Here is a 13,418-nt window from a genome sequence, read left to right on the forward strand (position 1 = left end):
CAAACCGCAACCCACGATGGGGTTGTGAATTCTATGGGTTTTTCCCAGGGTAGCTCGTTCCTCGCAACCCTGGGCTTTGAGGCGCTATCCCGTTGGGATAGAGGTCCAAGATCTTCTGAACTTGTGGGTAATGCTTAGAGAGGTCTACCGCACTCCATAGTCCTGTAGCCCTCTCCAGCTTTTCGGGCCCCCCCCGGAGGGACTTGAACCGCGACATTGCCAAACAGGCTTCAGGCTGGCACGCTACAGGAAACCATGAGTCGAGCGCTGCCATCGATTCCTCAGCATCCGACACATGGATTGTCGCGTCGCGCTGCGATACGAGCGGGGGCGATTAGCTTCTTGGGTCTCGGGCTCAACCACGTTACCGCATTGCGGGCTATGGGCACGGCCCAAGGGAATCCGGGGTCGGCCGCTCCGAAAGCCAAGTCCGTCATCTACATTTTTCTCTCGGGTGGGCTGGCTCAGCATGAGAGCTTCGATATGAAGCCCGACGCTTCGCTGGAGATCCGCGGCGAATTCAACCCGATCCGCACGCGCACTCCTGGCCTGCACATCTGTGAACACTTGCCTGAATTGGCCAAGCGTTCGGAGAAGTGGGCTCTGGTTCGTTCGCTCACTCACTCCCACAACGATCACTCAGCCGGGCATCACGTCATGTTAACCGGGCGGAGTGAACTTCCCCTCGGTTTTGACCCTAACAAGCCGCGGCCGGCGGATTGGCCGAGCATAGCGAGCCTGGCGAACACCTTGCTGACGCCGCGCAACAACCTGCCCCCCGCGATCGTTCTTCCGGAGAAGCTCGTCCACAATACGGGCCGAGTCATCCCCGGGCAGTTCGCGGGCGTGCTGGGCAGTTCCCGCGATCCTTGGTTTTTGGAGATGTCTCCTTATCACCCTCAGCACTATGGGGCGTATCCGGAGTATTTGTTTCATCATGAGGCAGGGCGTGTCACCGATGACCATCTCAAATTCCAGGCGCCGCATCTCTCGCTTCCGGAAGGCTTGGTGCTGGACCGAGTGTTGAACCGGGTTGCGTTGCGCGAGGAACTGGAGAAGCAGGGGCGGCTGTATGGCAGCTTGGCGGGGGACCAGGGACTAGATCGCTATCGCGAGGCGGCCGTCTCCCTCCTGGCCAACGGGAAGGTGCATGAGGCTTTCAGTTTATCCAAGGCGGATGCCAAGTGGCTGGATCGTTATGGTCGGAACAGCTTCGGTTGGTCGCTGCTGATGGCCCGGCAGTTGGTGGAGGTGGGGGTGGGGTTGGTTCAGGTGAACCTGGGCAACAATGAGACCTGGGACACTCATCAGGCTGCCTTTCCCAACCTCAAAGACCACCTGTTGCCGCCGACTGACCGGGCGGTGAGCGCTTTGTTGGATGATTTGGAATCGCGTGGCTTGCTTCAGGAAACCCTGATCGTGATGGCGGGCGAGTTCGGTCGGACTCCCAAGATTTCGACCATCCCGGGCGTCAAGTTGCCGGGGCGTGATCATTGGGGAGCGGCGCAATCCGTGTTTTTGGCCGGGGGCGGGGTGCGTGGAGGCGCGGTGATTGGCGCTACCGATGCGATCGGTGCTTTTCCGACCGATGCGCCCCAAAAGCCGGAGAATCTGGCGGCTACCATCTATCGAGCGCTAGGCTTGCCACGTACCCTCACTTGGGAGGATCAGACGGGAAGGCCCCAGGCCCTTTATGATGCCGAGCCCATTCCCGGGCTCATGGGATAAAGAAAAACCGGAGCCTGTGCGGCTCCGGTTTCACAAAAGGCAGCATTCGAGATACCGGAAGGCCCCGGCATCTGGTTGCCTGAAGAGGTTAGCGTCCAGCGCGCGAGCGACGGATAGCGAGGAGCATCAAGCCACCGAGGGCGGAGAAGCCGACGATGGAAGGCTCGGGAACGGTGGAGAAGGCGATCTCGCCCAATCCGACGCGGTCGCCGCCGGCAGCGCCGCCGGTAGATCCATCACCAGGGGCCACGAAGAAGTTGTCTTCAGCGGTGAATTGGACGTAGCGAGCGCTGACCGTCTGGCCGAACAAGAAGCTCTGGCGGGCATTGTCACTATTGATCAAACCGGAGAAAGCCGGCGAGTAAGTGATGGAGGAGCCAAAACCGGCTTCGCCTTCGGCCGAGGTGGCGAACTTGAGGCTGAACGCGCTCACGCCGTTGGCGTTCGAGGCGGTGTAACCCCAGACGCTGATTTCGGAGAGCGACACGTCAGAACCCAAGTCGAGAGTGATGACCGGCTTGCCGATCTGCTCGACATAGTCGGACGGGAAGCCGGCTGGTGCGTCGGTGACCCAATTACCTTCGGGCCCACCGAGCAATTTGTCATTGGTTCCGGCTGCGTCAAAACCGACGCCGGGGCCTTGGATGAGGTTGGAGGCAGGCCAGAGGTCGCTGGCTCCGGTGCTCGATTTCGCGCTCGAGATGGAGTAGAAGGTCTCTGCCTGCGCCACGGAGGCGAAGCCCAAGACCGCCAAGGTAAGGCACCCGATGGCGCCTGATTTACGGTTGATCATAGATGGTTGTTGCTGCTGAATTAGGATTACATCCGCTCTTGAGAGGATGCTGCCGTCATGCTCGAGGGGAGGAAGGCGGAGCGAATCTTGCGAACCGGCAAAAATCAAGCCGCCCGAACACAACGGGCAAACCTTCAAGAACTTGAGGCAAGGAAATAGCGGATTTGAAGGGATTGGTCAATGTTGAAGTCAGGATTTGACTGACAAATCCTTGGTGACCGGGTCACTATGTGAATTCATGGTTCGCGGCCTGTATTCGAGACGTTTATTCTGGTTGGTTCCCGTTTGGGCTCTATGGCTGCAGGCCTGTCGGCCCGCGCCGCCCTCTCCTTCGGCGCCACGTCTACCGGCCGCCCTTCTCGGGACGGTGAACCCGCTTCCACTCGTGCGTCGGGCCGAGGCGGACGCAGGAGGGGGACAGCCCCGGTTCGAACGCCTTGATCCGGCCCAGCATGGCATCGATTTCCGCCATCGGTGGGCGCCGCGTGATCAGTATGAAAAGGACTTATTGCGAACCGGATTCACGGGAGGGGGCGTTTGTTTGGGTGATTTCAATCAGGACGGACGTTGTGACGTCCTGCTGACCCGGCCTCACGGAGGCGCACGACTCTACCGCAACCTGGGGGATTTTCGATTCGAGGATGTTTCCCCGGCCGCGAAGCTGGAGCAGGGTGATTCCTGGACCACCGGGGCGGTGTTCGTGGATGTGAACAATGATGGTTGGCTGGATTTATTTCTCTGTGGATTCTTGTCGCCGAACCGTTTGTGCCTGAACCAAGGCGATGGCACTTTCCGGGAGATCACCCCAGGCAGCGGACTTGAGCAGCAGGGCGCCCATGTCAAAACAGTGTTTGCGGACTATGATCGGGATGGAGATCTGGATGCATTTTTGGTTACCAATCGACGGGAGCCACGCACTCCGCCGGCGATCAAGTATCTGGGCAGTCCCGGCCGCTACACCGTCGCTCCCGAGCATCGGGAATGGGTGGGGGTTCTGAATCTGCCCGGTGGGGAGCAACGCTTTGTAAAGGCGGGACAACGCGACTACCTTTTTAGAAACGACTGGGCCGAGACTGGCCTGGTTCATTTCACTGATGTCACCGAGGCCTCGGGTATTCAGGGATACTATCATGGATTGGACGCCATCTGGTGGGATTACGACCAGGATGGATATCCGGACCTCTATGTGGGGAACGATTTTACCGATCCGGATCAACTCTATCGAAATCAAGGGAACGGCACCTTCTTGGAGGTGTCCGCTGGAAGGTTCTCCCGCACGCCGTGGTCGACCATGGCCTGTGGGTCGGGAGATTTTAACAACGATGGCATGCCGGACCTGTTTCTGGCCGACATGGCCGGGACTACCCCGCAGAGGCACATGATCTCCATGGCCAGCATGGAAGCCATGGGCTGGTTCCTAGAATGGGCGGATCCCCCGCAGTATCTGAGGAACACCCTCTTTATGAATACGGGTAAAGACCGTTTTCTGGAGGTTGCGGAACTGGCGGGGGTAGCTCGTTCCGATTGGACCTGGTCCGCGAAGGTAGGGGACTTGGATGAGGACGGGCTGGAAGATTTATTCATCTCGAACGGATTCACGCGCGACTATCTGGACGTCGACTTTCTTCAAGCGTATCGCAGGACTGGCGCGGTCGAAACACCGGCCATGTGGGAAAAGGCACCTGAACTTCGGGAAAAGAACTTGGCGTTCCGGAATCAGGGTCACCTTCAATTTGCTAATGTCAGCGGCGCGTGGGGATTGGACGAAATGGGAATCAGCTTTGGAGCGGCACTAGGAGATTTGGATGGTGATGGGGATCTTGATTTGGTGGTGAACCACTTTGATGGTCCACCCGGGCTGTACCGCAACACCACGACCGGAGGGCATCGGTTGGCCCTTCGGTTGCAGGGAATCAAGGCCAATGCGTTCGGGATTGGGGCCGAGGTGCGGCTCGAGACGGCGACCGGAACTCAGCTGCGTCAACTGCATCCTGGCAACGGATACATGTCGGCGGATGAGCCGATGCTGCACTTCGGGCTGGGAACCAACGCCATTGCCCAGCGGGTGAGCATTCGTTGGCCTAGCGGGAAAACGCAGGAGCTGGCGCAGGTCGCGGCAGATCAGCTGCTCACGGTATTCGAGCCGGGGGAAGGGGCTTCCGCCTCGCTGTCCACGAACCCTAATTCTCCTGCCGCCCCACCCGCTCCGCGCTTTCAAGCCACCCATGTTTTTGGGCGATTGAGACATGCGGAGCGGAGCTTCGCCGATTTCGACCGAGAGCCGCTGCTGCCCAGCAAGCTTTCGCAACTAGGGCCAAGTTTCGTTTGGGGCGATGTGGATGGGGATGGTCTTTCGGATCTCTTCCTAGGTGGGGCCGCCGGGCAGGCTGGGCAATGGTTGCGACAGCGGGCAGACCTGAAGTTTGAAACTTCGCTTGCGCTGGCGTTGTCCGAGGATGCCGAAGCGGAGGACATGGGATCGGTGCTGCTGGACTATGACTCGGATGGAGATCTGGACCTGCTGGTGGTCAGTGGAGGCAACGAGGCCGATCCCCAAGGACCACACTTCCAGGATCGGCTTTACCGAAATGAAGGAGTTTCGGCGGACGGCGCACTGCGCTGGAGCCGTGCGACGAACCAGATTCCGGTGGAAGCAGAGAGCGGGGGCCCAAGTTGTGCGTGGGATTTTGACCGCGATGGCGATCTCGACTTGTTTGTCGGCGGCCGCTTGGTCCCTGGCGCGTACCCGAGTTCGCCTCGGAGTCAACTGTTAGAGAACCGCGATGGTCGCTTCGTCGCGGTGACGATGGAACGAGCGCCCGACCTGGAGCGAGTTGGGATGGTGACTGGCGCGGTTGCGTCAGACTTCGATGGAGACGGATGGGGCGACCTGATCCTCACCCTGGATCAAGGCCCGGTTTGCTTCTTCCGAAATGCCGGAGGAACGTTGACTGATGTCACCACTTCCACCGGTATCTCCGCCCTACGCGGCAAATGGGGTGGGGTGGCGGCGGGTGACGTGGATCGTGATGGGGATATCGACATCGTGGTTTCGAATCAGGGTCGGAATTCTCCGTTTTCACCCGATGCTGCGCATCCGGTGGTTTCGTACTTCGGTGATGTTGACGGGAGCGGTCGATCGTTGTTGGTGATGGGGAGAAAGGTGGGAGATCAGGTTTTTCCGATTCGAACATTTGGCGCCATGGCCGGCGTGTTTCCCTTTCTTCGGGAAAAAGTTCCGAGCTACGCCGACTACGGCAAATCGTCGCTGGCGGATCTGTTGGACAAAGATCGGCTGGATAAGGCTGCACGATGGGAGGTTAACACACCTGACTCGGGTTTGTTTCTGAACCTGGGGGCAGGCCGTTTTCGTTTTGTGCCCTTTCCGAGAGAAATTCAAAACGCTCCGGGCTTCGGCATCGTGCTTTTTCACGCTGACAGTGACGCGCTGCTGGATGTGTTTCTCTGTCAAAATCTTTCCCCGGTCGACCGGGAGAGCGGAAAGGAAAACGGAGGCGTGAGCTGGTTGCTTGCGGGATCGGGCGATGGGACTTTCCGTCCGGTTTGGCCTCGGGAGAGCGGCATCGTCCTCCCGGGTGACGCTCGGTTTGCGCGAGCCGTCGACCTGAGCGGGCGGGGGGCGGTTGACCTGCTGGTTGCCGTCAATCACGGGCCGTTGGAGTGCTTTCGCAATCTTTCCCCGAGCCCCTCCTCCGAGATTTCCGTTCGTTTGCGTGGCGGGTTAGGCAACCGCCTAGCCTTGGGAGCGCGCGTTCAACTGACGACCGTGCGCGGCGTTCGGGAGATGCGAGAGATTTACTCAGGGCAGGAAAGTCAGAACGCGGGAGCAGCTGAGTTGCGTTTTCGTTTCGATGCGGGAGACGAGCCGCAAGAAATCAAGGTGCAGTGGCCGCGGGGCGCAATTGTATCCCAACCGGTTCGGAGCGGAGAGCGTGTCTTGGAGTTGGTGGAGCCCTGAGTCGATCGGAGGATCAGTTCTTGCCCCAGAGCAGCCAGCACACCACCACTCCCAGGGTGAAGGCTGCTACCAACCCCAGTCCCAGCCAGAGCTTCGAGCTAGACGCCACCGGCCCCGGCGTGGAGTGGGCCGCTCGACTGTCGGATTGAGGCGAGGGTGTGCGGGAAGGTGGGCTAAGTTGTCCCAAGGTGATCGTGGGTTCCTCCGCATCGGCCGGTGTTTCGGAGCGCAGCCGGGTCGCGGGCGTTTCGGGCGTCGGCTGGCTTGGGTTGCCGGAAGCCTTTTGGAGGGCTCGACGGAAGCCAAGCACTGCCGTCATCTCCTCATTTTCGGTGAAGTCATCATCGCTTGCGAGTTCGAGTCGGGCGGTCGCCGCGCCGAAGCGGATGGTTTGGCCAGACTTGATTTGGCATTGTTTATTGACCCGGGAGCCATCGACGTAGGTTCCGTTGCTCGAGTCGAGTTCGCAGAGGAGAACCTCTGGACCGTTGGCCAGGATCATGCTGTGCTGGATGGAAACCGAGGTGTCGGGAATGATCAGGTGGTTTTGGTCCCCTCGACCGATGGTCGTTTTCTCCCGTTTCAGCTCGTAGGTTTGGCCCTTGAATTTTTCGTCGATGAAAATGAGTTTTGCCATGGTCGCTCCATTGTGGACGAGTTTCCTAACTTGGGGACTTCCGCTAGCAAGAGCATCCTACCACTCCAGTCTGACCTCGCTTCGTCGCAGCATTTTATTCCCGCTCAGATCTCGGTCTACAAGGTAAATCCTTGTGAGCAGGGCGGAGCGGGGGTGGTTGGGTCCCTAGGCAGCTGGACGGTTCGGGATCTTAAGGTGCTTCGATGAACGTCGATCGATGCCGGCTGCCAGGAGGGCTGAGCTATCGTTTTTTGGGTCCGGCCGAGGGTTGCTTTTTTGCCTCCGGTAAGGAACTCTCCCTAGGCGCCGTTAGTAAAAACCACCAGAATTCATGAGCATTGCGCCTGAACCCAAAAATCTGGATGTCTTGCAAAACCTCGAATCGGCCGTGATTGAGCTTTGGCGAAGCCACCCGGAGATGAGCGATCATGTGGTCGGCCGAGCGTACGAAGCGGCCTTCGAGCGCTATCGCACCGAGATGCGCGGACACCAGGTGGTGCCTTGCAAGCTCACGGGCCTCGATCGAGAGGTCTTTGATGCCCTCTTCCCGCTCTGCGAGTGGCGCTTAGGGCGCGCGGAGGTCGAAGGCATGCCCGAGGGCGTCGGTGCCACCATCCCCGTGGCCGACATGGTGGATTGCCTTCGCGAGTTGAAGAAGTCGGTGGAGCGTCACACCAAGAACGGAGGACGGCAGGGTTACCTGCAATTCGTGGCGCGGTTCATCTGATCTGGTCATCGGCGGCCGCCCATCATCGGTCCACAACAAATCCCACCTTGATGGTCACCTGCCAATGCCGCACTTTTCCTTTCTCGATGTTGCCTCGGGTCTCCACCACCTGAAACCAAGACAGCTTTTTGACGGTCTTGTGAGCCCGTTTGATAGCTCCTGCCACCGCATCCTCCATGGATTCGGTGGAGGTGCCGGTGAGTTCAATGAGTTTGTAGACGGGGTTGTTCATGGGATGGCTGGGCTTCAGGTGTCAGGGTGTCGGAAGTGTCCAAGACCAAGGTGACGGCGGTGTCCCCGCGAAGTGCTTTTGAGTAAGGGCAGGTTCGGTGGGCCTCGTCCATCACGACTTGAGCGTCCCTGGCCTGAATGCCGGGGAGGTGCGCGTGCAATTCTACGGCCAAACGGTAACCCCCTTCATCGTCTTCGAGCAGGCTTACGAGCGTCCGCACGCTGGAGTCGCCGAGTGGAATGTTCAGGGTCTTGGCTGCGTTGCGGAGTGCCCCGTGGTAGCACGCCGAGTAGGCCCCGGCGAAGAGCATTTCTGGATTTGGACCACGGCTTTCTTCTCCTTCGATCAACGGGTTGCCCAGCGTCAAACTCAGGAGCCCGGCGGGCTCCTCGAGGGTTCCCGAACGGCCGCCCTTGGATTTTACCTGTGCTGTAAATAAAGTTTTCATGGTTGGTATCGATTGGGGTAGCTTGGGTTCGATCCCGGCTCCCGATGGGGGCTTGGGGTATGAACCTTCCGCTCATCCTCAACAGCATGATTCCACGACACCGCCTTTGCCATGGGGTATAACCCGCACCGGTGCGCTGGCTTTCGCTGCTCATTGCCTCAGGCAAATACCTGATGGCGTCCGGTTGCCTCACGGCTTAACCTCCAGGCATCGGCGGATCCAAAGTGCGCATCGCTCCTGCTGGGACTGCCGACGATTATCTCTCTTGACCTATGAAACGACGACACCAACTAAGGACTTATCCATCGGGTTCTCCGCGCTGCAGCCTGCGCCGGTGGTTCCGCCGCTTTGTGCCTTCCTTTCATTCCGTCGTCCCTAGACTCCACGTCGTATTATGTTCCTAACCGGGATGGGGACGATGGTGCCGTCTCACCGATTTTCGCAGGCTGAATGTTGGGAAGCGTTGAAGAACGCTCCCCAGTATCCCGGGCTTACAGGCCGCTCGCATGCCTTACTGCGGAGGGTTCTGACGGGCGACAGCGGGATCGATACTCGCCACACGGTGATCGGAGATTGGGCTGAGGCGTTTCTGCTAACCCCGGACTCTCTTCACGGCCGTTTTCAGGATCATGCTCCGGGGTTGGCGGTGAAAGCCGCCCGTCGTGCGATGGCCGCCGCGCAGGTAGCCGCCGCCGATCTCGACGCCATCCTAATCAGCACTTGCACGGGGTATTTGTGTCCGGGGCTCACCAGCTATGTGTCTGAGCTGCTCGGGCTGCGTTCCGACGTGATCGCCCTCGATTTGGTGGGGCAGGGCTGCGGGGCAGCCTTGCCGAACCTGCGGACGGCGGACGCCCTGTTGGCGGCTGGCCGCGCCAAACACGTCCTGACCATTTGTGTTGAGGTTTGTAGTGCCGCCTTATACCTCGATGATGACCCGGGCGTGCTGATCAGCGCGTGTTTGTTTGGCGACGGGGCGGCGGCTGTGGTCTGCTCGGCTCAGCCGTCTGCGCATGCCCGGCGGGTAGAGTGGAAGGCCGCGGAGACCCACGCGAGTCCAGGTGATCGTGATGCTCTCCGGTTCGAGACCCGACAGGGGATGCTGCGGAACATTTTGTCCAGGGAGGTGCCGGTGCTGGCGGCTAGGTGCGTGGACGGCCTCTTTAGCAAGATGCTCAACGACTATCCGCTCAGCCGCGCAGACGTCACCGGATGGGTTCTCCATGCCGGCGGACGGGAAGTTCTAGGTGCGATGCAAACCTGCTTGGGGCTGAGTGAGGAAGATCTCAGGCGCAGCGCGGCAGTGCTGCGGGATGTAGGGAACGTCAGCAGCCCGTTTGTGTTGTTCGTTTTGGAGCGCGCATTGGTCGAGAAGGCCCCGGGGGGATGGTGGTGGATGTCTTCCTTTGGTGCGGGGTTCAGCTGCCATGGAGCTCTTCTCAAAGTAGATTGAATCATGGATCGGGACGTGCAGCCTGAAATTCTGGATGAGCTATCGCCAACGGATCCCTCGGCGGTGCATTCACGTGCGGATCTTCGGAGGCTGAATGCCATTATGGGGAACGCGGGGATCTTGGCTCGAGCGCTGGATCCTCGGTCGATTGTTCCGCTCTCCGGTCGCCGTCCTTTGCGGCTCGTGGAGTTGGGGGCGGGGGATGGCACCGTGCTCCTGTCGGTGGCTCGACGATGGGCGCGGCTAGGCATCCAAGCCAAACTTACCCTGCTTGATCGACACGACCTCACTTCAGCGGAAACGATCGAGGCCTTTGCAGCGCTCGGCTGGACCATAGAACATCGGGCCATGGATGTATTCGCCTGGCTGGAGCAACCCTCCATCCCGGTCGACCTCGTTTTCGCGAATCTGTTTCTGCATCATTTCCGAACCGAGCCGTTGACCCGTCTAATGCGACTGGCGGGCGAGCGAACAAGCTATTTGTTGGTGTGTGAGCCTCGTCGATCCAACCTCGCGTTGGCTGCGTCAAAGCTACTGTGGTTGCTGGGGTGCAATGGTGTGACTCGACACGACGCCGCGGTCAGCGTGAGGGGTGGCTTTTCCGATCAGGACCTTTCCTCCCTCTGGGCTTGGAGCGATGGCTGGGAACTGACGGAAGGTCCTCAGGGCTTGTTCAGTCATGTGTTCATCGCGAAACGCGGCCTTCCGCGAACCATGGACTCCCCTTCGAGCCCCGTGGCTGCCCGCCCTTGATTGCCATGGGCCAACTGCAGCAGATCCAGATCGTTGGTGGGGGGCTGGCTGGGCTCAGTCTGGGCATCGGACTGCGCCTTAGAGGGATTCCGGTGTTTGTATGGGAGTCAGGACGGTACCCGCGGCACCGAGTCTGTGGTGAGTTCATTGACGGTCTGGGGCTGGGGACTTTGGTGCGATTTGGACTGCTGGGGAAACTTCGGGAAGGGGGGGCACGCGATTCGGTCACGGTTGCCACCTCTTGGGGGAGGAAGCTCGCTATGGCTCCGTTGCTGGCCCAGCCGGCTCTCAGCATCTCACGATTTACTTTGGATGAGGTTCTCTCCCGCGAGTTTCAACGTCTCGGCGGTGAACTGGGATCGGGACAACGATGGGTAGGTGAATATGGGCCAGGTATTGTTCGAGCTTGTGGACGTCGGGTCGAATCGACCGCCGATGGTTGGCGACTCTTCGGATTGAAGGCTCACGCTCGGAATGTTTCGCTGGAGGCCGATTTGGAAATGCATTTCGTGGGTGCGGGTTATGTCGGGTTGAGCCGCTTGAGTGACGGTCAGGTGAACGTGTGCGGCCTGTTTCGGACCAAGACTCCGGTGGCGGGGCTGTCATTCGGTTGGCGTGAATGGCTCAGAGGACCCGCCGGCTCGCTGCTCTATTCCCGTCTGGTGAAGGCGCAATTCGATGACAGTTCATTCTGCTCCGTGGCCGGGCTTGGGTTGCGGCCTCAGCGGGCGACCCGGCGACTGGAATGTTGCGTTGGAGATGCGCTGACCATGATCCCGCCGCTGACTGGCAACGGAATGTCCATGGCCTTTGAGTCCGCGGAGCTGGCAGTGCAGCCTTTAGAACGATTTGGCCGGGGGGAACTAAGTTGGGCCGAGGCGCAGCGACAGGTTGCTTTAGCCTGCGACCTTCGGTTTGAGTCTCGTCTGCGTTGGGCTGCCTGTATTCAGTGGGCTCTCTTTCAGCCGCTTGCGCGAGGAATGCTGCTGTCGGCTGCCACGCGATCCCCTTGGCTCTGGCGCACGATGCATGGCCGCACGCGATGAAGCGGATGACCTGTTGCTCTCGACGCCAAGGACAGTCTCGCGGACTGCTACTTTGGGTCCATTGTCAGGAGGAAGCGGGTTTTATAGCCTGCCTGCATGATATTGAATTGTTGGTTAGAGGTGCCGAGTTTCTTGAACAGGCTGGGATCCACGGTCAGCTGGGCCGGGTGGGCGCTGGTTGGTTCGGTCGTTTTTGGGGGTGGCAACGGGCAGGCGTTTGATTCGGAGTCAGCCTGGTTTGGCGTGCTGCGGTCCGGCCAGCCTGCTGCCCTGCGCGCGGCGCTGGAGCAGGGGGCTTCGGTGAATACGCGCGACGCGGCCGGTAACACCCCGCTCATGTGGGCGGCGCAGTACGCCGATCTCGATGCGATGCGGGTTCTGGTGGAGCGCGGGGCTGATGTGAACGCCACTAACTCTCGGGGAGCGACGGCGTTGATGCGGGCCTCCTATGATGCGCGCAAGGTCTCCTGGCTTTTGAATCAGGGCGCGGACGTCAGGATCCGATCCGGGTTCGGGAACACGGCCCTCATTCTGGCAGCGCGGACGGCCGATTCATATCGTTCCATCAAGGCACTGGTCGACGCCGGGGCGGAAGTAGACGTTACGAATGTCTTTGGCGTGACGCCCTTGATCGCGGCTTCCGCGGGGGGGGATCCTGACACGGTTCGCCTGTTGCTGCGTCGAGGGGCGAACCCCAACGCCCAGCCGCTGCCCAGCGAGGCCGGGTTTCTTTTTGGCGGGGGGCGCAGTCCTCTCATGTGGGCGGCGTATCGTGATAACCTGCCCGTCATGAAGTCACTGCTTCACGCCGGCGCCGAAGTGGATGCCGAGGGTGGATTGGGTACCTCGCTGATGCAGGCGGCCTGGGGTGATCATCCACGTGCCGCCAGGCTTCTCCTTCAACGTGGCGCCGAGGCAAAACTCGCCGGCCGGCGGGACGGTTACACGGCCCTCCATTGGGCGGCGTCGACCGAGCAGCAGGATCCTTCGTTAGTGACACTGTTGCTGAATCACGGTGCCAGCCCTGAAATCGGGGGTGGCGCACAGATCGATGCGTTCATGGAAGTTCTTCAGACGCCGCTGATGCTGGCGCGCAAACGAGGTGACACGCCGATCTTAGCCGCACTCTCAGCCCGTTCCCAGGCCTCGGCCAGGCCTTCGGGCGAAAGCCGGGAACCAGTTCTGGTGCGTACGATTTCGGATCGGCCCAGTGCCGTTTTGATCGAGGACGCCCTTCAAAAAGCCGTAAAGCTTCTCCAACAGACCTCGCTTGAGTCCAAGCAGGCTTTTCTACGTCATGCGAGCAAGCAAGACTGCACGTCCTGCCATCAGCAGTATCTACCCATGGCCGCCCTGGGCTTGGCGAAACGCGGTTCGGTCAAGGTGGATTCTGACCAGGAGCGCCAGTTGATCGCCATGGTGGCTCAGGGTGAGTTCAAGGATTTTGAACTCGATTGGCAACCGCTGTTCCATCCCGACCTGGTGTTCACCAAAGGCTACACCTTGCTGGGATATGCAGCTCAGGGACTGCCGGCCGACGCGTTGACGGATTCGGCGGTGCACCATCTGGCGGTCATCCAAGGTCGCGACGGTCAGTGGCACAACAATCTTCCCCGTCCCCC

At 60.1% G+C, this 13,418-nt stretch carries 11 protein-coding genes; 7 read left to right on the top strand and 4 right to left on the bottom strand.

The window, feature by feature from the left end:
• The first annotated feature begins 255 nt into the window (after positions 1-255).
• Positions 256-1,728 carry a DUF1501 domain-containing protein gene (locus tag JNN07_09030; protein ID MBL9167869.1) on the top strand — a complete coding sequence of 491 codons (1,473 nt, stop codon included), beginning with the start codon at positions 256-258 and terminating at the stop codon, positions 1,726-1,728.
• An 88-nt stretch (positions 1,729-1,816) separates the two neighbouring features.
• Here the strand turns inward: JNN07_09030 and JNN07_09035 are convergent, their stop codons facing one another.
• Complete coding sequence (locus tag JNN07_09035; GenBank protein MBL9167870.1) at positions 1,817-2,521, bottom strand: hypothetical protein; 705 nt, start codon at positions 2,519-2,521, stop codon at positions 1,817-1,819.
• Positions 2,522-2,888: 367 nt separating this feature from the next.
• On the opposite strand from JNN07_09035, the gene JNN07_09040 reads away from it, so the two are divergent.
• Complete coding sequence (locus JNN07_09040; protein ID MBL9167871.1) at positions 2,889-6,500, top strand: VCBS repeat-containing protein; 3,612 nt, start codon at positions 2,889-2,891, stop codon at positions 6,498-6,500.
• Between the two features lie 13 nt (positions 6,501-6,513).
• Here JNN07_09040 and JNN07_09045 read toward each other — a convergent pair whose 3' ends face one another.
• Positions 6,514-7,137, bottom strand: a complete 624-nt coding sequence (locus tag JNN07_09045) for an FHA domain-containing protein (protein MBL9167872.1) — start codon at positions 7,135-7,137, stop codon at positions 6,514-6,516.
• 331 nt (positions 7,138-7,468) lie between these two features.
• Here JNN07_09045 and JNN07_09050 point away from each other — a divergent pair, with 331 nt between their 5' ends.
• Positions 7,469-7,864: a hypothetical protein gene (locus tag JNN07_09050; protein ID MBL9167873.1), complete on the top strand. Its 396-nt coding sequence runs from the start codon at positions 7,469-7,471 to the stop codon at positions 7,862-7,864.
• Between the two features lie 22 nt (positions 7,865-7,886).
• Here JNN07_09050 and JNN07_09055 read toward each other — a convergent pair whose 3' ends face one another.
• A complete protein-coding gene (locus tag JNN07_09055) occupies positions 7,887-8,096 on the bottom strand; it encodes a dodecin domain-containing protein (GenBank protein MBL9167874.1) in 210 nt (69 codons plus the stop codon).
• Positions 8,068-8,544 carry an Ohr family peroxiredoxin gene (locus tag JNN07_09060; GenBank protein ID MBL9167875.1) on the bottom strand — a complete coding sequence of 159 codons (477 nt, stop codon included), beginning with the start codon at positions 8,542-8,544 and terminating at the stop codon, positions 8,068-8,070. The genes JNN07_09055 and JNN07_09060 overlap by 29 nt, the downstream gene beginning before the upstream one ends.
• A gap of 394 nt (positions 8,545-8,938) precedes the next feature.
• On the opposite strand from JNN07_09060, the gene JNN07_09065 reads away from it, so the two are divergent.
• From JNN07_09065 to JNN07_09080, 4 genes are all read left to right on the top strand, one after another.
• Positions 8,939-9,997, top strand: a complete 1,059-nt coding sequence (locus JNN07_09065) for a stilbene synthase (protein ID MBL9167876.1) — start codon at positions 8,939-8,941, stop codon at positions 9,995-9,997.
• A gap of 3 nt (positions 9,998-10,000) precedes the next feature.
• Positions 10,001-10,750 carry a hypothetical protein gene (locus tag JNN07_09070; GenBank protein ID MBL9167877.1) on the top strand — a complete coding sequence of 250 codons (750 nt, stop codon included), beginning with the start codon at positions 10,001-10,003 and terminating at the stop codon, positions 10,748-10,750.
• 5 nt (positions 10,751-10,755) lie between these two features.
• Positions 10,756-11,796, top strand: coding sequence for a hypothetical protein (locus tag JNN07_09075; protein MBL9167878.1), 1,041 nt, complete (start codon positions 10,756-10,758; stop codon positions 11,794-11,796).
• Positions 11,797-11,892: 96 nt separating this feature from the next.
• Positions 11,893-13,418 (top strand): ankyrin repeat domain-containing protein (locus tag JNN07_09080; protein ID MBL9167879.1); only part of this gene is annotated, 1,526 nt, incomplete at its 3' end.

Source organism: Verrucomicrobiales bacterium (assembly GCA_016793885.1).
GTDB lineage: Bacteria > Verrucomicrobiota > Verrucomicrobiia > Limisphaerales > UBA11320 > UBA11320.